Source organism: Pseudomonas sp. Van50 (assembly GCF_055390755.1).
In genome coordinates this window covers 844,725-862,454 of the sequence record NZ_AP024343.1, presented here as the reverse complement: position 1 = coordinate 862,454, position 17,730 = coordinate 844,725, and the positions used below count along the sequence as shown (strand labels likewise).

16 protein-coding genes are annotated in these 17,730 nt (G+C 62.2%); 12 read left to right on the top strand and 4 right to left on the bottom strand.

Features of this window, described 5'->3' with window-relative positions; all coding sequences use genetic code 11:
- Nucleotides 1-2: 2 nt before the first annotated feature.
- On the bottom strand, nucleotides 3-1,352 hold the full coding sequence (aptA, locus tag ACZ5M5_RS03700; RefSeq protein WP_464738608.1) for an omega-aminotransferase AptA: 1,350 nt from the start codon (nucleotides 1,350-1,352) through the stop codon (nucleotides 3-5).
- Nucleotides 1,353-1,475: 123 nt separating this feature from the next.
- On the opposite strand from aptA, the gene ACZ5M5_RS03695 reads away from it, so the two are divergent.
- From ACZ5M5_RS03695 to ACZ5M5_RS03670, 6 genes are all read left to right on the top strand, one after another.
- The gene (locus ACZ5M5_RS03695) at nucleotides 1,476-2,396 is read left to right on the top strand and encodes a LysR family transcriptional regulator (protein WP_103311252.1); all 921 of its coding nucleotides are present in this window, start codon (nucleotides 1,476-1,478) and stop codon (nucleotides 2,394-2,396) included.
- 222 nt (nucleotides 2,397-2,618) lie between these two features.
- The gene (locus ACZ5M5_RS03690) at nucleotides 2,619-3,269 is read left to right on the top strand and encodes a TetR/AcrR family transcriptional regulator (RefSeq protein WP_060739307.1); all 651 of its coding nucleotides are present in this window, start codon (nucleotides 2,619-2,621) and stop codon (nucleotides 3,267-3,269) included.
- A gap of 7 nt (nucleotides 3,270-3,276) precedes the next feature.
- Complete coding sequence (locus ACZ5M5_RS03685) at nucleotides 3,277-3,858, top strand: IMPACT family protein (protein ID WP_060739308.1); 582 nt, start codon at nucleotides 3,277-3,279, stop codon at nucleotides 3,856-3,858.
- 534 nt (nucleotides 3,859-4,392) lie between these two features.
- The gene (locus ACZ5M5_RS03680; RefSeq protein WP_464738607.1) at nucleotides 4,393-5,946 is read left to right on the top strand and encodes an ABC transporter ATP-binding protein; all 1,554 of its coding nucleotides are present in this window, start codon (nucleotides 4,393-4,395) and stop codon (nucleotides 5,944-5,946) included.
- An 11-nt stretch (nucleotides 5,947-5,957) separates the two neighbouring features.
- Nucleotides 5,958-7,064: an ABC transporter permease gene (locus ACZ5M5_RS03675; protein ID WP_464738606.1), complete on the top strand. Its 1,107-nt coding sequence runs from the start codon at nucleotides 5,958-5,960 to the stop codon at nucleotides 7,062-7,064.
- Nucleotides 7,064-7,990: an ABC transporter permease gene (locus tag ACZ5M5_RS03670; RefSeq protein ID WP_464738605.1), complete on the top strand. Its 927-nt coding sequence runs from the start codon at nucleotides 7,064-7,066 to the stop codon at nucleotides 7,988-7,990. Before ACZ5M5_RS03675 ends, ACZ5M5_RS03670 begins: the two co-directional genes overlap by 1 nt.
- 76 nt (nucleotides 7,991-8,066) lie before the next feature.
- Here the strand turns inward: ACZ5M5_RS03670 and ACZ5M5_RS03665 are convergent, their stop codons facing one another.
- Nucleotides 8,067-8,495, bottom strand: a complete 429-nt coding sequence (locus ACZ5M5_RS03665) for a hypothetical protein (protein ID WP_060739312.1) — start codon at nucleotides 8,493-8,495, stop codon at nucleotides 8,067-8,069.
- Between the two features lie 80 nt (nucleotides 8,496-8,575).
- Here ACZ5M5_RS03665 and ACZ5M5_RS03660 point away from each other — a divergent pair, with 80 nt between their 5' ends.
- The 3 genes from ACZ5M5_RS03660 to ACZ5M5_RS03650 all read left to right on the top strand — a co-directional run bounded on the left by ACZ5M5_RS03660 (nucleotide 8,576) and on the right by ACZ5M5_RS03650 (nucleotide 11,243).
- Nucleotides 8,576-8,926 (top strand): MerR family transcriptional regulator, encoded by a 351-nt coding sequence (locus ACZ5M5_RS03660; RefSeq protein ID WP_053118143.1) that lies wholly within the window; start codon nucleotides 8,576-8,578, stop codon nucleotides 8,924-8,926.
- A gap of 25 nt (nucleotides 8,927-8,951) precedes the next feature.
- On the top strand, nucleotides 8,952-9,638 hold the full coding sequence (locus ACZ5M5_RS03655; protein WP_464738604.1) for an SDR family oxidoreductase: 687 nt from the start codon (nucleotides 8,952-8,954) through the stop codon (nucleotides 9,636-9,638).
- A 246-nt stretch (nucleotides 9,639-9,884) separates the two neighbouring features.
- Complete coding sequence (locus ACZ5M5_RS03650; protein ID WP_464738603.1) at nucleotides 9,885-11,243, top strand: 8-oxoguanine deaminase; 1,359 nt, start codon at nucleotides 9,885-9,887, stop codon at nucleotides 11,241-11,243.
- A 124-nt stretch (nucleotides 11,244-11,367) separates the two neighbouring features.
- On the opposite strand, the gene ACZ5M5_RS03645 is transcribed toward ACZ5M5_RS03650, so the two are convergent.
- Nucleotides 11,368-12,459 carry a calcium:cation antiporter gene (locus tag ACZ5M5_RS03645; RefSeq protein WP_060739315.1) on the bottom strand — a complete coding sequence of 364 codons (1,092 nt, stop codon included), beginning with the start codon at nucleotides 12,457-12,459 and terminating at the stop codon, nucleotides 11,368-11,370.
- Between the two features lie 292 nt (nucleotides 12,460-12,751).
- Between ACZ5M5_RS03645 and ACZ5M5_RS03640 the strand changes: the two genes are divergently transcribed.
- The 3 genes from ACZ5M5_RS03640 to ACZ5M5_RS03630 all read left to right on the top strand — a co-directional run bounded on the left by ACZ5M5_RS03640 (nucleotide 12,752) and on the right by ACZ5M5_RS03630 (nucleotide 15,983).
- A complete protein-coding gene (locus ACZ5M5_RS03640) occupies nucleotides 12,752-13,834 on the top strand; it encodes a BMP family ABC transporter substrate-binding protein (protein WP_464738602.1) in 1,083 nt (360 codons plus the stop codon).
- Nucleotides 13,835-13,980: 146 nt separating this feature from the next.
- Nucleotides 13,981-14,946: a 2-oxoglutarate and iron-dependent oxygenase domain-containing protein gene (locus ACZ5M5_RS03635; RefSeq protein ID WP_103311345.1), complete on the top strand. Its 966-nt coding sequence runs from the start codon at nucleotides 13,981-13,983 to the stop codon at nucleotides 14,944-14,946.
- 83 nt (nucleotides 14,947-15,029) lie between these two features.
- Nucleotides 15,030-15,983 (top strand): adenosine deaminase, encoded by a 954-nt coding sequence (locus ACZ5M5_RS03630; RefSeq protein WP_464738601.1) that lies wholly within the window; start codon nucleotides 15,030-15,032, stop codon nucleotides 15,981-15,983.
- 253 nt (nucleotides 15,984-16,236) lie between these two features.
- On the opposite strand, the gene ACZ5M5_RS03625 is transcribed toward ACZ5M5_RS03630, so the two are convergent.
- Nucleotides 16,237-17,619: an MFS transporter gene (locus tag ACZ5M5_RS03625; RefSeq protein ID WP_060739318.1), complete on the bottom strand. Its 1,383-nt coding sequence runs from the start codon at nucleotides 17,617-17,619 to the stop codon at nucleotides 16,237-16,239.
- Between the last annotated feature and the right edge of the window lie 111 nt (nucleotides 17,620-17,730).

The window sequence follows — 17,730 nt, the reverse complement described above, 5'->3', positions numbered from 1 at the left end:
CATCAGTCGAGCTTGTTCAGCACTTCACCGACGGCGTCGAACAGGCGATCCAGGTCCTGCGGCTTGCTGTTGAACGTAGGCCCGAATTGCAGGGTGTCGCCGCCGAACCGCACATAGAACCCGGCTTTCCACAACGCCATGCCGGCCTCGAACGGACGCACGATGGCATCGCCATCGCGCCCGGCGATCTGGATCGCGCCGGCCAGGCCATAGTTACGAATGTCGATGACGTTCTTCGCGCCCTTCAAACCGTGCAATGCATTCTCGAAATGCGGGGCGATCTCGGCCACGCTTTGCACCAGGTTTTCCTTTTGCAGCAGGTCCAGCGCCGCCAGACCAGCCGCGCAAGCCACCGGGTGCGCCGAGTAGGTGTAGCCGTGAGGAAATTCCACCGCGTACTCAGGCGTCGGCTGGTTCATGAACGTCTGGTAGATCTCGGAGCTGGCAATCACCGCGCCCATGGGGATCGCACCATTGGTGACTTGCTTGGCGATGCACATCAGGTCCGGGGTCACGCCAAAGCTGTCGGCACCGAACATCGAACCGGTGCGACCGAAACCGGTGATCACTTCGTCGAACACCAAGAGAATGCTGTGCTGGTCGCAGATTTCCCGCAGGCGCTTGAGGTACCCCTCAGGCGGCACCAGCACGCCGGCCGAGCCAGCCATGGGTTCGACGAACACTGCGGCAATGTTGGATGCATCGTGCAGTTCGATCAGTTTCAGCAGCTCATCGGCCAAGGCGATGCCACCCTCTTTCGGCATGCCACGGGAATAGGCGTTGCTGGCCAGCAAGGTGTGGGGCAAGTGATCGACATCCATCATCGCCTGGCCGAACAACTTGCGGTTGCCACCGACGCCGCCGAGGCTGGTGCCGGCGATGTTCACCCCGTGATAGCCACGGGCACGGCCGATCATCTTGGTCTTGGTCGCCTGGCCCTTGAGACGCCAGTAGGCGCGGACCATCTTCACCGCGGTATCGGCGCACTCGGAGCCGGAATCGGTGAAGAACACGTGATTGAGATTGCCCGGGGTCAGGCTGGTGATTTTCTCCGCCAACTGGAACGACAGCGGATGACCGTACTGGAACCCCGGCGAGTAATCGAGGGTGCCCAGTTGCTTGGCGACCGCTTCCTGGATTTCCTTGCGGGTGTGCCCGGCACCGCATGTCCACAGCCCCGACAGCGAGTCGTACACCTTGCGCCCCTTGTCATCCACCAACCAACTGCCTTCGGCGGCGACGATCAGGCGCGGATCGCGCTGGAAATTACGGTTGGCGGTGTAAGGCATCCAGTGGGCATCGAGCTTGAGCTGGCTGGCCAGGGAACCGGCAGCGTGTTCGGGCATGTTCATCGACAAAAACCTCGCAGGTCATAAGCGACAGGGAATCGAAAGCGTTCTTGCAGCTAAGTTGCCACGGCGATAAAGTCGATGAAATGCAACTTTTGTAACCTTCAGTCGGCGGATCACTAAACTATGAGCGCGCGTCGTCCCGATCCACTGGCCCAGGTCAGCGACTTTGATATCCGCCTGCTACGCATTTTCCGCAGCGTCGTGGAATGTGGTGGGTTTTCCGCCGCGGAAACGGTGCTGGGCATCGGCCGCTCGGCCATCAGCCAGCAGATGAGCGATCTCGAACAACGCCTCGGTTTGCGTCTGTGCCAACGCGGGCGCGCGGGGTTTTCCCTGACGGAGGAAGGGCGCGAGGTGTATCAATCGGCGTTGCAGCTATTGAGCGCACTGGAAAGTTTTCGCACTGAGGTCAACGGCCTGCACCAGCACTTGCGCGGTGAGTTGACCATCGGCCTGACCGACAACCTGGTCACCCTGCCCCACATGCGCATCACCCACGCCCTGGCGCAATTGAAAGAGCGCGGGCCCGACGTGCAGATCCAGATTCGCATGATCGCCCCCAACGAAGTCGAGCAAGGCGTGCTCGACGGGCGCCTGCATGTCGGCGTGGTCCCCCAGGCCAGTGCCCTGTCCGGACTGGAATATCAACCGCTGTACAGCGAGCGGTCGCTGCTGTACTGCGCGGTCGGGCATCCGCTGTTTTATGTCGATGACCAACAGCTTGAAGACACTCGCCTCAACAGCCAGGACGCCATCGCCCCCACGTTCCGCCTGCCGGCCGAGATCCAGGCCCACTACCAGGCGCTCAATTGCACCGCGAGTGCATCGGACCGCGAAGGCATGGCGTTCCTGATTCTCACCGGGCGCTACATCGGTTACCTGCCTGATCACTACGCCAACCTCTGGGTCCAGCAAGGTCGGTTGCGGGCCTTGAAACCCGCGGCACGGTTCTATGACTTGAGCCTGGCGTCGGTGACGCGCAAGGGTCGCCGGCCTCATCTGGTGCTGGAGAATTTCCTCGAGAGCCTGGCGGCAACCCGCTGATCCCATTTGCCCCTTGTGGGAGCGAGCTTGCTCGCGATAGCGATAGGTCATCCACATCACCATTGACTGACTAACCGCTATCGCGAGCAAGCTCGCTCCCACATTGGTCGAGGTTGGCCTGGTCATCGGCGGAGGTCTTTTTAGTGTGATGGCACTTGTCGGATTGATGCCGGTGCGCTATCAACGCATTTGCTTGCCCACAGACCCAGCCCGGAAACGCCCATGACCTTTGAAGTCCCAGCCCACAGTGGCAAGCCCACCAGTCGCATTCGTCAAAAGAACGAAGAGACGATCCTCAAGGCTGCCGAAGATGAATTCGCTCGCCACGGGTTCAAAGGTACCAGCATGAATGCCATCGCCCTCAAGGCTGGGCTGCCCAAGGCGAACCTGCATTATTACTTCACCAATAAACTCGGCTTGTACGTGGCGGTGTTGAGCAACATCATCGAATTGTGGGACAGCACCTTCAATACCCTCACCGCCGAGGATGATCCGGCCGAAGCCTTGACCCGCTATATCCGCGCCAAAATGGAGTTCTCTCGTCGCCAGCCCCAGGCATCGAGGTTGTTTGCCATGGAAGTGATCAGCGGTGGCGAATGCCTGACCGAGTATTTCAACCAGGATTATCGCGCCTGGTTCAATGGTCGGGCGGCCGTGTTCCAGGCCTGGATCGACGCCGGCAAGATGGACCCGATCGATCCGGTGCACCTTATTTTCCTGTTGTGGGGCAGCACCCAGCATTACGCCGACTTCGCCACCCAGATCTGTCGCGTGACCGGTCGCAGCAAGTTGACCAAGCAGGACATGATCGACGCGGGTGACAACCTGATCCGCATCATTCTCAAGGGCTGCGGCCTGACACCCACTCTTTAAGATCGCCATGCCCTTTACCCTTGCCGGTTTTTGCGAGTACCGCGAAGAAATTCGCAAAAGCCGCTTCATCACCTTCGCCGCGCCCATCACCAGCCCCGCCGATGCCCAAGCGTTCATCGAGCAGCACAGCGACCTGGATGCCACGCACAATTGCTGGGCCTGGAAACTCGGCGACCAGTACCGCAGCAACGACGATGGCGAACCAGGTGGCACCGCCGGGCGGCCGATCCTGGCCGCGATCGAAGCCCAGGCCTGCGATCAAGTCGTGGTGCTGGTGATTCGCTGGTACGGCGGAATTCAACTGGGCACGGGTGGACTCGCCCGGGCTTACGGCGGCGGCGCGAACAAATGCCTGCAAAACGCCGAAAAAATCGAACTGATCAGCCGTGTGCCGCTGCACTGTAGCTGCGGGTTCGCCGAACTGCCCCTGGTGAAACTGCGCGTCGCCGAGTGTGGCGGGCTGGTGAATGAAGAACGCTTCACCGCCAATGGCGTAGACCTGCAATTGGCCGTGGGTGAAGCTCACATCGAAACCTTGCAAGCGCAACTGGCCGGCCTGAGCCGTGGCCGGATCCTGTTGGAGCGTTGAGTTCGCAGGCTTGCGACCTTCCAGGGCATCGCGCAATCGTTCAACTTGCCCACATCCACTGTGCACCCGACTGTGGATAACCTGAGCACATTCCTCTGTAACCCTTCTGTCATGCGGGTTTCAGAGGGTTGCTCATTTTTCGTCCAAAGTTCTGCCCAATCGACAAATCCATCTGCAAAACAAGTGCTTGCAGGGGGTTATCACCTTTAGAAGAAAGCCTCGCAGTGCTTATGCCCGACTGTCCAGCTTGCGCACAATAACTGTGGAGCAACCTGTGGATAACCCGTTCATGGCTCCTCCCGCCCCAAGAAGGTCACGGCTCGCGGTCGTTTGTTCAATTTTTAACCACCCATTTCAGGGCAAACCGATGCCTGCATAAAACGTGCGCGCTCCAACCCGGTGCAGATTTTTCCTGTTGCAGGTCTCCAGCCTTATGCAGAAGGCCTTGGTGACAGGGCCAAGGTATTTTCCTGACCTTATGGCCAGGAAATTGCTTTATCCACAGGCATTCCTGTCCATCGGCCCGAACCTGTCATGTCCAACCCCGACTCCATCGCGCGCCTGCAACTGCGCAAGATCAGCAAACGCTACCCCGGTTGCCTGGCCAACGACGCCATCGACCTGAGCATCCAGCCCGGCGAAATCCACGCCCTGCTCGGCGAAAACGGTGCGGGCAAAAGCACCCTGATGAAGATTATCTACGGTGTCACCCCTGCCGATTCGGGTGAAGTGATCTGGCAAGGCCAGCGCGTCAACCTGCGTAACCCGGCCCAGGCCCGCAGCCTGGGCATCGGCATGGTGTTCCAGCATTTCTCGCTGTTCGAAACCCTCACCGTTGCGCAGAACATTGCCCTGGCAATGGGCGCTACGGCCGGTTCGCCAGCACAGCTGGAACCCCGGATTCGCGAAGTGTCACGACGCTATGGCATGGCGCTGGAACCGCAGCGGCTGGTTCACAGCCTGTCGATTGGCGAGCGCCAGCGGGTAGAGATCATTCGCTGCCTGATGCAGGACATTCGTTTGTTGATTCTTGATGAGCCGACCTCGGTGCTCACGCCCGTGGAAGCCGAAGAGTTGTTCGTGACCCTGCGTCGCCTGGCGAGCGAGGGCTGCAGCATTTTGTTTATCAGCCACAAGCTCGGAGAAGTGCGAGCCTTGTGCCACAGCGCCACGGTGCTGCGGGGCGGGCGGGTTTCGGGGCATTGCACCCCGGCGCACTGCTCGGACCGGGAGCTGGCACAACTGATGGTCGGCGAAGCGGCCGGGCTGATCACGGACTACCCCAAGGTCAGCGCAGACAAAGCCTTCCTGCAAATCGACAAGCTGTCCTGGCACAACCCGGACCCGTTCGGCTGCTCGCTGAGGGAGATTGATCTTGAAGTCTGCAGCGGCGAAATCGTCGGCATCGCCGGGGTGGCGGGCAACGGCCAGGACGAATGGCTGGCGTTGCTCAGCGGAGAAACGCAGCTGCCCCGCCAGCATGGCGAAACGATCCGATTCGCCGGGCAACCCGTCGCGCACCTGCGCCCCGATGCCCGTCGTCGACTCGGCCTGGCATTTGTCCCCGCCGAACGCCTGGGCCACGGCGCTGTGCCGCAATTGAGCCTGGCGGATAACGCCTTGCTCAGCGCTTTCCAACAGGGCCTGGTCAGCCATGGGCTGATTCGACGCCGCCAGGTCGAACACCTGGCCGAGGAAATCATCCGTCGCTTTGGCGTGAAGACACCTGACACCCGAACCCCGGCACGCAGTCTTTCGGGGGGCAACTTGCAGAAATTCATTCTTGGCCGGGAAATCCTCCAACAGCCAAAACTGCTGGTGGCCGCGCACCCGACCTGGGGCGTCGACGTCGGGGCGGCGGCGACGATCCATCGCGCCCTGATCGCCCTGCGCGATGCGGGCGCGGCCATTCTGGTGATCTCCGAGGACCTCGACGAACTGTTCCAGATCAGCGACCGCCTCGGCGCCTTGTGCGGCGGGCGCCTGTCAGCCTTGCGACCCACAGGCGAGACCCGGCTCAGCGACGTCGGCGGCTGGATGGCCGGCCAGTTCGACGCCCCTCAATCCCCTGCCCCCGCGCCGGTATAACGGAGTTCCACATGCTGCTTTCTCTCGAACCCCGCGGCCAGCAATCGCGCCTGATGCTCTGGTGCTCGCCGCTACTGGCCGCCGTGTTGACCCTGGGCTGCGGCTCGCTGCTGTTCATCACCCTGGGGCATGACCCGTTGCAAACGCTGTACACCCTGTTGATCGCCCCGATCAGCGACCTGTACGGCGTGTCCGAGTGGCTGGTCAAGACCTTGCCGATCCTGCTCTGCGCCCTCGGTCTGGCAGTGGCCTATCAGGCGCGGATCTGGAACATCGGCGCCGAAGGCCAACTGCTGCTGGGCGCCCTGGCCGGCAGTGCCTTGGCGGTGAACATCATCGGCGTGCAAAGCCGCTGGGCATTGGTGCTGATCCTGCTGACCGGCACCCTGGCAGGGGCGGCTTGGGCCGGACTCACGGCGTGGCTGCGCACGCGTTTCAATGCCAACGAAATCCTGACCAGCATCATGCTCAATTACATCGCCCTGAACCTGCTGCTGTTTTGCGTTCACGGGCCGTTGAAAGACCCGGCGGGTTTCAACTTCCCGGAGTCGGCGATGTTCGGCGAGGCCAGTCGCCTGCCATTGCTGCTGGAGGATGGCCGGGTCCATGCCGGGCTGTACTTCGCCCTGCTGGCCTTGGTGGCGGTGTGGGTCTTGCTGCAGAAAAGCTTCGTCGGTTTTCAGATCAAGGTGCTGGGCCTCGACGCCCGCGCCGCCGGTTTCGCCGGCTTTCGACAGAAGCCGCTGGTGTGGCTGGCGCTGTTGATCAGCGGTGCGCTGGCCGGGCTGGCCGGCGTCTGCGAAGTGACCGGGCCGATCGGCCAACTGGTGCCGCAGGTGTCGCCGGGCTACGGCTATGCGGCGATTACCGTGGCATTCCTGGGACGGCTCAATCCCATCGGCATTCTGTTTGCCAGCCTGTTGATGGCGCTGCTGTACATCGGCGGCGAGAGCGCGCAGATGTCGTTGAACCTGCCCCAGGCGATCACCCAGTTGTTCCAGGGGATGATGCTGTTTTTCCTGTTGGCCTGCGACGTGCTGATCCTCTACCGGCCACGCCTGAACCTGCGCTGGACCCGGCGCGCCCAAGCCACTGCGGTGCAGGCAGGAGCCCTGTGATGGATATCGACCTGTTGAGCAATATTTTCTACGCCATGGTCCGCTGCGGCACACCCCTGCTGCTGGTGGCCCTGGGTGAATTGGTCTGCGAAAAAAGCGGCGTCCTCAACCTGGGCCAGGAAGGCATGATGCTGTTCGGCGCGGTGATTGGTTTTATCGTCGCGTTCAACAGCAGCAACCTCTGGCTCGGCGTGCTGCTGGCGATGGCTGCCGGGATGCTGTTGTCGGCATTGTTCGCGCTGGTGGCACTGGTGTTCAACGCCAATCAGGTGGCCACCGGGCTGGCGCTGACGATTTTCGGGGTGGGCCTGTCGAGTTTTGTCGGCGCAGCCTGGGTCGGCAAACCGCTGGCGGGATTCGAGCCGCTGGCCATTCCCTACCTGAGTGACATCCCCTTGATCGGACGGATGCTGTTTGCCCAGGATCTCCTGGTTTACCTGTCCTTCGCACTGTTTGCGCTGGTGGCGTGGGTGCTCATGAAAAGCCGCACCGGATTGATCATCCAGGCCGTTGGCGAGAACCCCGATGCCGCCAACGCCATGGGCCTGCCGGTGTTGCGGGTGCGGACCCTGGCGGTATTGTTTGGCGGTGCCATGGCCGGGTTGGCCGGCGCCTATCTGTCGTTGGCCTACACGCCGATGTGGGCCGAGAACATGAGCGCCGGCCGTGGCTGGATCGCCCTGGCCCTGGTGGTATTCGCTAGCTGGCGAGTGTGGCGCCTGCTGCTGGGTGCCTACCTGTTCGGCCTCGCCAGCATCCTGCACCTGGTGGCCCAGGGCTTGGGGCTGGCGATTCCATCAAGTCTGCTGGCGATGCTGCCCTACGCCGCGACCATCGTGGTGCTGGTGCTGCTGTCCCGGGATGCCGTGCGCACCCGGCTGTATGCGCCGGTGTCACTGGGGCAGCCTTGGCAGGCGGGGCATTGAGATAGACCGCGGCGCACCTATCGCGAGCAAGCTCGCTCCCACACTAGCCCAGGTGAACACTGAGCTCAGGTTTGACTCAGGCCCCCTGTGGGAGCGAGCTTGCTCGCGATGAGGCCCGAACAGGCAACACCTGAACCACGCCCCACACCACCTCCAGAAACAGGAAAACCCACAACACCGCACTGGCCCCATGAAGCAGCGCATACAACTGCCAGGCCGCAAACAGAAACCGCCCCGCCGCGTCATACCGTCCGTACAGCGGTTGCGGATCACGAATCCGCAGCACCGCCCACACGCAGACAATCGAGCCCAGCAAATTCACCATCAGCATATGTGCCGGCGCAAACGGCGGCAGTTCTCCAGGCAGGTCAAATAGCTGAGTCAGGCTCATCAACACACCATGCAACGCCGCAAAGCTCCAAGGCGTGGCCAGCACAGCCGACACGATAAGGTCGTACCAGGCGCTGCCGCGCACCACCTGGCGATATTGCATCGAACTCCACATACACATTGCTCCAGATAATTGGGGAGCGAAAAGGCTAAAGCCTGGGGTATGCTCCAAGGTCAAGCCCTCCGGAGTTGTTCATGCGTATCGGTGAATTAGCCCAAGCCTGCGCCGTCAGTCGAGACACGTTGCGCTTCTACGAACAGCGGGGCCTGATCGCGGCAACGCGCAGTGCCAATGGCTATCGCGACTACCCCGCCGACGTGGTCCAACTGGTGCTCTATATCAAGACCGCCCAGCGCCTGGGCTTTACCCTGGGCGAGATCGGCGCCAGCGTCGCCGCCCTGTGGAACGCTCCCGACCCCGACTGCGCGGTAACGCAATTGCTGCAAGACAAACTGAACCTGATCGAAACCCGCATGACCGAACTCGACGCGTTGCGTCACGAGCTGAAACAACGGCTCGGGCAACGTTGTCCATTAAACCCGTGACCTTTTTCTTTCAAGGATGCCTCTCATGACTTCGGCAAGAAACGCATTGATCATCGGCGCCTCCCGGGGCCTGGGCCTCGGTCTGGTGAAGACGCTGCTCAGCGATGGCTGGAACTTGACCGCCACCGTGCGCAACCCGCAGAACGCAGAAGCTTTGAAGGCGCTGGGCCCGGTGCGCATTGAAAAACTCGACATGGACGACCAGCAAGCCGTCATCGCACTGAGCCAGCAGCTCAAGGGCGAGACCTTCGACCTGCTGTTCGTCAATGCCGGCGTCAAAGGCCCGGACAACCAGAACCCAGGCGGCGCGACGCTGGCGGAAGTCGGCCAGTTGTTCTTCACCAACGCCGTGGCGCCGATCAACCTGGCCCAGCGCTTCGTCGGCCAGATCCGCGACGGCAGCGGCGTGCTGGCGTTCATGAGTTCGGTGCTGGGCAGCGTGACCATGCCCGACGCGCCGGAACTGGCGCTGTACAAGGCCAGCAAGGCGGCGCTCAATTCCATGACCAACAGCTTCGTCAGCCAACTGGGCGAGCAGGCATTGACCGTGCTGTCGCTGCACCCGGGTTGGGTCAAGACGGACATGGGCGGTGAAGGGGCGGACATCGATGTCGAGACCAGCACCCGCGGGTTGATCGACCAGGTCAATGCCTTCGCCGGCAAGGGTGGGCATCACTTCGTCAACTACAAGGGCGAAACGATTCCCTGGTAACCCCACCTTTCCTCTGTGGGAGCGAGCTTGCTCGCGATGGTGGCCTTACATCCAACATGGATGTCGACTGATCTACCGCTATCGCGAGCAAGCTCGCTCCCACAGGGTTCTCGACCTGACACTGGATCTGCGCCCGGCAACCTGAGTAAACTCCACCCTCGCCCACCCAACGGGCGACCCTGGATCAGCAGACAGGGCATCACTGAGCTGGCTAACCTGAACCCACTTTCAGAGGAGCCGGCCACCATGCCTGCGACCCGTACCTGGTTAAAAAATCCCCTCGCCATTTTCACCGCCAACGACCTCGATGCCCGTGGCGGTCTCGTCCTGCAGGACGGTGTGATCGTCGAACTGCTGAGCGCCGGCCAACAACCCGCCCAGCCCTGCGACCACATTTTCGACGCGCGCGAGCATGTGGTCCTGCCGGGGTTGATCAACACCCATCATCACTTCTACCAGACCCTGACCCGCGCCTGGGCGCCAGTGGTGAACCAGCCGTTGTTCCCGTGGCTGAAGACCCTCTATCCGGTGTGGGCGCGGCTGACCCCGGAAAAACTCGCCCTGGCGAGCAAAGTGGCCTTGGCCGAGTTGCTGCTGTCGGGCTGCACCACAGCGGCCGACCATCATTACCTGTTTCCCCAAGGCCTGGAACAGGCCATCGACGTGCAAGTGCAAAGTGTCCGTGAGCTGGGCATGCGCGCGATGCTGACCCGCGGTTCCATGAGCCTGGGCGAGGCCGACGGAGGCTTGCCGCCGCAGCAGACCGTGCAGCAGGGCGAGGTGATTCTCGCCGACAGCCAGCGCTTGATCGCCGAGTACCACGAGCGCGGCGACGGCGCCCGGATCCAGATTGCCCTGGCGCCCTGCTCGCCGTTTTCGGTCACGCCCGAGATCATGCAGGCCAGCGCCGGGCTGGCGGAGCGACTCGACGTACGCCTGCACACGCACCTGGCCGAGACCCTCGATGAAGAGGACTTTTGCCTGCAACGCTTCGGCCTGCGCACCGTGGATTACCTGGACAGCGTCGGCTGGCTCGGACCTCGCACCTGGCTGGCCCACGGCATTCATTTCAACCCGGATGAAATCGCTCGTCTCGGCGCCGCCGGCACCGGCATTTGCCATTGCCCCAGTTCGAACATGCGCCTGGCCTCGGGCATCTGCCCGACCCTGGAGCTCACCGCCGCCGGCGCTCCCGTAGGCCTGGGGGTAGACGGTTCGGCGTCCAACGATGCCTCGAACATGATCCTCGAAACCCGCCAGGCGCTGTACATCCAGCGCCTGCGCTATGGCGCTCAAGCGATCACGCCGGAACGCGTACTGGGCTGGGCGACCCGCGGCTCGGCGCAACTGCTCGGGCGCAGCGATATCGGCGAACTGGCGGTGGGCAAGCAGGCCGACCTGGCGCTGTTCAAGCTTGATGAGCTGCGTTTCTCCGGCAGCCACGACCCGATCTCGGCCCTGCTGCTGTGCGGTGCGGACCGGGCGGATCGGGTGATGATCGGTGGGCAATGGCGAGTGATCGACGGGCAGGTCGAGGGGCTGGACTTGAAGGGGCTGATTGCCGATCACAGCCAGGCGGCGCGGGAATTGATCGCCGGCGCCTGATCCAACCCAAATCCCCTGTGGGAGCGAGCTTGCTCGCGATAGCGCCAGATCAGTCAACATTGATGTTGAATGGCTGGCCGCCATCGCGAGCAAGCTCGCTCCCACAATGGATGCTGTATTGGGCCTAGAGGCCCAGCAGGGACAACATGATAAACGTCGCGAACAACACAAAGTGGGTCATGCCTTCGATGGCATTGGTTTCACCATCATTGAGGTTGATCGCGCTGACGATCAGGGTGATGAAGATCATCACCGTCTGCACCGGGGTCATGGCCATCTGGAAGGGCTGGCCGGTGTAGAGGGCCATGGCCTCCATCACCGGTACGGTGAGGATCACGGTGGACAGCGACGCTCCCAACGCAATGTTCACCACCGACTGCATGCGGTTCGCCAGGGCGGCGCGCAGGGCGGTGAGGATTTCCGGTGCGGCGGAGATCGCGGCCACCAGGATCGCCGTGACCACCGGCGGTGCGCCCGAGCCTTCCAGGCCCAGGTCGAGGGCCTTGGACATGACTTCGGCGAGGGCGCCGATCACCACCACGCCAAACACCAGTGCGCCGATGGAAAGCGTCAGGCTGATGGGTTCCGGCTCGTTTTCCACCGGTTCTTTCTTGCGGCGTTTTTCCGGGTAGCTATAGCTGAAGAAATAACTGTGGGGCCCGACCTGCATGCGCAGGAACAGGGTGTACAGCACGATCATCGCGCCGATGGTGAAGGCCGAATACATTTTCCAGTTCTGCTGGGGAATGAACTCCGGCACCACCATCGACACGCCCATGGCCGTAAGAATCATCACGCTGTAGGTGCGCGCCGAATCGTCGTTGTAGGCCTGCTCGCCATGCTTGATCCCGCCCATCAGCGCCGCCAGCCCGAGGATGCCGTTGATGTCGAGCATCACCGCCGAGTAGATCGTGTCCCGCACCAGGGTCGACGACGCTTCGTTGCTCATCATGATCGCCAGGATCACCACCTCCACCAGCACCGCCGACAGGGTCAGGATCATCGTGCCGTAGGGATCACCGACCTTTTCCGCCAACAGCTCGGCGTGATGGGCCACGCGCATGGAGGCGGCGACAATGAAGCCGATCAGCACCAGGCCGCCGATCAATGCCACCCCTTGCCCGTTGCCCAGCAACCAGTGCTCTAGCGGATAGGCCATACAGGCGGCGACCAGCGCCAGCAACAGCAGTTTTTCTTGCTTGATCAGCGTGAGCATCGCGGGCCTGTCACTGTGAGCGGGGTCATGAGTTACTGACTGTAGGGGGCGGCGAACGTTTCGTTCGGTGTGATGCACCAGAGGGTGGCGTTTGCAGGCAGGGCGCACCTTTATTGTTCTCAAGGGCCTCATCGCGGGCAAGCCTTGCTCCCACAAGTGCGCCGCGATACCTGTGGGAGCAAGGCTTGCCCGCGATGGCGGCATCAAGACGTCGAACATTTGTTGTCTTGTTGGTCAGCATTTTGCATTGATGCTGCACAGCCAACCTCACAACAAAATGGAGTTCGAGTTCATGCACAAACGCCCCTTGAAGAAGTTGCTTTGCGCCGTCGTCGCAGCCGTCGGCCTGGGCGCCGGCCTGAATGCCAGTGCCGCCGACCCGCTGAAGGTCGGCTTCGTCTACATCGGCCCGATCGGCGACCACGGCTGGACCTATCAGCATGAACAAGGGCGCAAGGAGCTGGCGGCGAAATTCGGTGAGCGGATCACCACCAACTACGTGGAAAACGTGCCGGAGGGGGCCGACGCCGAGCGGGTGATCCGCAACATGGCCAAGGACCAATACGACCTGATCTTCACCACCTCCTTCGGCTACATGAACCCGACGCTGAAAGTCGCCAAGCAGTTCCCCAAGGTGATCTTCGAACACGCCACCGGCTACAAGCAGGACAAGAACTTGGGCACGTACCTGGCCCGCACCTACGAAGGCCGCTACGTCGGCGGTTTCCTCGCGGCCAAGATGACCAAGACCAAGAAGATCGGCTACGTCGCCTCCTTCCCGATCCCGGAAGTCATCCGCGACATCAACGCCATCCAACTGGCCCTGAACAAATACAACCCCGGTACCGAGATCAAGGTGGTGTGGGTCAACTCCTGGTTCGACCCGGGCAAGGAAGCCGACGCCGCCAACGCGCTGATCGACCAGGGCGTGGACGTGGTGTTCCAGCACACCGACAGCCCGGCGCCGATCCAGGCCGCCGAACGACGCGGCGTCTATGCGGTGGGCTACGCTTCGGACATGGCTCACTTCGGGCCCAAGGCGGTGCTGACGTCCATCGTCAACGACTGGGGTCCGCATTACATCCAGGCGACCCAGAGCGTGCTCGACCACAACTGGAAATCCCAGGATTACTGGGGCGGCCTGAAGGAGGGCACGGTGAAGCTGCCAATCAGCGACCTGGTGCCGGCAGCGGTCAAGGGCGAAGCCGAGCAGATCATCGCCGACATCGAGAGCGGCGCCTTCCACCCGTTCACCGGCCCGATCAAGGACCAGGCCGGCGTCGAGAAAATCCCCGCGGGCGCGAGCGCCAGCAACGCGGAACTGGCGTCGATGAATTACTACGTCGAAGGCATGAAGGCCGAGATTCCCAAATAGCTCCCAAACCCACCTCAATACCTTTTGTGGGAGCGAGCTTGCTCGCGATTACGGACCGACATTCAATATCTGTATTGGCTGGCCCACCGCGATCGCGAGCAAGCTCGCTCCCACATGGGGCTCCTATTTCAAGTCAGGACAGCCGCATGAACAGCCTGCCCATCATCGACATCAGCCCGCTCTACGGCGATGAACCCGACGCCTGGCAAGCCGTCGCCGGGCAAATCGACCGCGCCTGCCGCCAGTGGGGCTTTTTCTACATCAAGGGCCACCCCATCAGCCCGGCGCGCATCGCCGAGGTGCTGGGCAATGCTCAACGCTTCTTCGCCCTGCCCGTCGAAGAAAAGCTCAAGATCGACATCACCCAGACCCGTCACCATCGCGGCTACGGCGCCGTCGCCACGGAACAACTGGACCCGACCAAGCCCAGCGACCTGAAGGAAACCTTCGACATGGGCCTGCATTTGCCGGCCGATCACCCCGAGGTGCTGGCGGAAAAACCCCTGCGCGGCCCCAACCGACACCCCGACCTGAACGGTTGGGCACCCCTGATGGAGCAGCATTACCGTGACATGCAGGCGCTTGCGCAAACCCTGCTGCGGGCCATGACCCTGGCCCTGGGCATCGAACGGGACTTTTTCGACACGCGCTTCAACGAGCCGGTGAGCGTGCTGCGCCTGATCCATTACCCACCCCGCGATACCGCCAGTTGCGCCGAACAGCAAGGTGCCGGCGCTCATACCGATTACGGTTGCATCACCCTGCTCTACCAGGACGCCGCCGGCGGCCTGCAAGTGCGCAACGTCAACGGCCAGTGGATCGACGCACCGCCCATCGACGGTACCTTCGTGGTCAACCTCGGCGACATGATGGCGCGCTGGAGCAACGACCGTTACCTGTCCACGCCGCATCGGGTGATCAGCCCGCTGGGAGTGGACCGTTATTCGATGCCATTCTTTGCCGAGCCGCACCCCGACACGCTGATCCAATGCCTACCCGGTTGCCAGGATGACGCCCACCCGCCAAAGTACCCGACCACCACCTGCGCCGAATTCCTGCTCTCGCGCTTCGCCGACACCTATGCTTACCGACGGGAGGCCCACGCCGAGTAGTGGATCAGCCGGTCAGGTTTTACCCGACAGGGCGGCCAGCCCCTGTAGAATGCCCGCCATCGCTTCGCTGATGAGAAAAGACCATGTACGACTGGCTGAACGCCCTGCCCAAGGCTGAACTGCACCTGCACCTGGAAGGCTCCCTGGAACCCGAGCTGCTGTTCGCCCTGGCCGAACGCAACAAGATCGCTCTGCCATGGAACGACGTCGACACCCTGCGCAAGGCCTATGCCTTCAACAACCTCCAGGAATTCCTCGACCTGTATTACCAGGGTGCCGATGTGCTGCGCACCTCCCAGGATTTCTACGACCTGACCTGGGCCTACCTGTTGCGCTGCAAGGCACAGAACGTGATCCACACCGAACCGTTCTTCGACCCGCAAACCCACACAGACCGTGGCATCCCGTTCGAAGTGGTGCTCAACGGCATCGCCGCCGCCCTCAAGGACGGTGAGCAGCAACTGGGCATCACCAGCGGCCTGATCCTGAGTTTCCTGCGCCACCTGAGTGAAGAACAAGCCGAGAAAACCCTCGACCAGGCGCTGCCGTTCCGCGAGGCTTTCGTGGCCGTCGGCCTGGACAGTTCGGAAATGGGCCATCCACCGAGCAAGTTCCAGCGAGTCTTCGACCGCGCGCGCAACGAAGGCTTCCTGACCGTCGCCCACGCCGGCGAAGAGGGCCCGCCCGAGTACATCTGGGAAGCCCTGGACCTGCTGAAGATCGAGCGCATCGACCATGGCGTGCGGGCCATCGAAGATGAGCGACTGATGCAGCGGATCATCGACGAACAGATTCCATTGACCGTATGCCCACTGTCCAACACCAAGCTGTGCGTGTTCGACGACATGTCGCAGCACAACATCCTCGACATGCTCGAGCGCGGTGTGAAGGTGACGGTGAACTCCGATGACCCGGCCTACTTCGGCGGCTACGTCACCGAAAACTTCCATGCCCTGCACACCCACCTGGGCATGACCCAGGACCAGGCCAAGCGCCTGGCACAGAACAGCCTGGATGCGCGGCTAGTAAAACCTTAGGCCAGACAATCAACCCTGTGGGAGCGAGCTTGCTCGCGATGGCGGTACATCAGTCGACATCAATGTTGAATGCCGGACCGCTATCGCGAGCAAGCTCGCTCCCACAGTTTTTTTATCGCCTGCAAATCCACGGTTGGACACAGATCCAATTGTGGGAGCGAGCTTGCTCGCGATGGCGGTGCATCAGTCGACATCGATGTTGCATGCCGGACCGCTATCGCGAGCAAGCTCGCTCCCACAAGGGGGATTGTGTTTAGTCGGCAGCGGTCGCTTCACTCAACTCCTCCAGCGTCTTGCCCCGGGTTTCCATCCCGAACACCCAGACCACCCCCGCCGCCACGGCGAAGCACAACGCACCCAGGGCGAATACGCCACCCTGGCCGGTGATGGGAAACACCAGCCCGGTCACCAGCGGGCCAAGCAGCGAACCGATACGACCCACCGCCGAAGCGAAGCCCGAACCCGTGGCCCGCGCCGAGGTGGGGTACAGCTCCGGCGTGTAGGTGTAGAGCACCGCCCACATACCAAACAGGAAAAACTGCATCAGCAACCCGGTGCCGATCAACAGGCCGACGTTGCCGCCAAACACCGCGCTCTGTCCATACAGAAACGCCATAACCCCGCCGCCCAGCAAGGTGATGATGCACACCGGCTTGCGCCCCCAACGCTCCACCAGCCAGGCCGCCATCAGGAAGCCGGGAATCCCGCCCAGGGAAATCAGCACGGTGTAATACACCGACTGGGTCACGGCGAACCCCGACTGCTGCAACAACGCGCTGAGCCAGGACGTCAGGCCATAAAAACCGAGCAAGGCAAAGAACCAGACGCTCCAGATCATCATCGTGCGCTGGCGATACAGCGGCGACCAGATCTGCGCCAGGGCCGAAAAGAAATTGCCCGGTGTGCTCTCGACCCTCGGCAGGCGGATCGGCTCCGGCAGCTCACGCCGTCCCAGTGAAGCCCGGACCTTGTCTTCGATTCGCTTGAGCACCGCGTCCGCTTCATCGCCCCGTCCGGCCTGCTCCAGCCAGCGCGGCGACTCGGGAATGAAGAAGCGAATCGCCAGGACAAACACCGCCGGCACCGCCAGCACCAGGAAGATGTCGCGCCAGCCGATCACCGGCAGCAGAAAATACGACAGCACCCCCGCCGCCACGAAACCCAGCGGCCAGAAGCCGTCCATCAAGGCGATGTAGCGCCCTCGACGCTTGGCCGGGATCAACTCCGAGAGCATCGACTGGGCAATCGGAAACTCCATGCCCATGCCGATCCCCAGCAGGATACGAAACAGCGTCAAGGTCTCGACGTCCTGGGCGGTGGAGCACAGGTAACTGGCGATGCCCCACAACACGATGCTCCACTGGAACACCGGCTTGCGCCCGAAACGATCGGCCAGCATGCCCGACAGCGACGCACCCAGCACCATGCCGAAAAAGCTGGAGCTGGCGAGCAGACCGGCCTGGGCAGTGCTCAGGCCGAACTCGGCTTTGATCGAGCCCAGCAGGAACGTCATCATCGCCAGGTCCATGGAGTCGAAGAAAAACGCCAGGGCGATGATGATGAAAATCACCCGGTGATACCCGCTGATGGGCAACCGCTCCAGGCGTTCCGCCGCGCTGTAACCGTGAGTGTCCATGCTGCCGTCTCCCCAATCCGAAAAATTCCCCGGACCGAGTGTGCGCGAACCTTGCAGGCGGCTATTGCTGAATACGACCTGTCGACAGCCCTGAGCGACGCGCCAGGCCAG

Coding starts and splice junctions, on each gene's coding strand:
- aptA (WP_464738608.1), bottom strand. CDS start 1,352: ATGAACATGCCCGAACACGCTGCCGGTTCCCTGGCCAGCCAGCTCAAG.
- ACZ5M5_RS03695 (WP_103311252.1), top strand. CDS start 1,476: ATGAGCGCGCGTCGTCCCGATCCACTGGCCCAGGTCAGCGACTTTGAT.
- ACZ5M5_RS03690 (WP_060739307.1), top strand. CDS start 2,619: ATGACCTTTGAAGTCCCAGCCCACAGTGGCAAGCCCACCAGTCGCATT.
- ACZ5M5_RS03685 (WP_060739308.1), top strand. CDS start 3,277: ATGCCCTTTACCCTTGCCGGTTTTTGCGAGTACCGCGAAGAAATTCGC.
- ACZ5M5_RS03680 (WP_464738607.1), top strand. CDS start 4,393: ATGTCCAACCCCGACTCCATCGCGCGCCTGCAACTGCGCAAGATCAGC.
- ACZ5M5_RS03675 (WP_464738606.1), top strand. CDS start 5,958: ATGCTGCTTTCTCTCGAACCCCGCGGCCAGCAATCGCGCCTGATGCTC.
- ACZ5M5_RS03670 (WP_464738605.1), top strand. CDS start 7,064: ATGGATATCGACCTGTTGAGCAATATTTTCTACGCCATGGTCCGCTGC.
- ACZ5M5_RS03665 (WP_060739312.1), bottom strand. CDS start 8,495: ATGTGGAGTTCGATGCAATATCGCCAGGTGGTGCGCGGCAGCGCCTGG.
- ACZ5M5_RS03660 (WP_053118143.1), top strand. CDS start 8,576: ATGCGTATCGGTGAATTAGCCCAAGCCTGCGCCGTCAGTCGAGACACG.
- ACZ5M5_RS03655 (WP_464738604.1), top strand. CDS start 8,952: ATGACTTCGGCAAGAAACGCATTGATCATCGGCGCCTCCCGGGGCCTG.
- ACZ5M5_RS03650 (WP_464738603.1), top strand. CDS start 9,885: ATGCCTGCGACCCGTACCTGGTTAAAAAATCCCCTCGCCATTTTCACC.
- ACZ5M5_RS03645 (WP_060739315.1), bottom strand. CDS start 12,459: ATGCTCACGCTGATCAAGCAAGAAAAACTGCTGTTGCTGGCGCTGGTC.
- ACZ5M5_RS03640 (WP_464738602.1), top strand. CDS start 12,752: ATGCACAAACGCCCCTTGAAGAAGTTGCTTTGCGCCGTCGTCGCAGCC.
- ACZ5M5_RS03635 (WP_103311345.1), top strand. CDS start 13,981: ATGAACAGCCTGCCCATCATCGACATCAGCCCGCTCTACGGCGATGAA.
- ACZ5M5_RS03630 (WP_464738601.1), top strand. CDS start 15,030: ATGTACGACTGGCTGAACGCCCTGCCCAAGGCTGAACTGCACCTGCAC.
- ACZ5M5_RS03625 (WP_060739318.1), bottom strand. CDS start 17,619: ATGGACACTCACGGTTACAGCGCGGCGGAACGCCTGGAGCGGTTGCCC.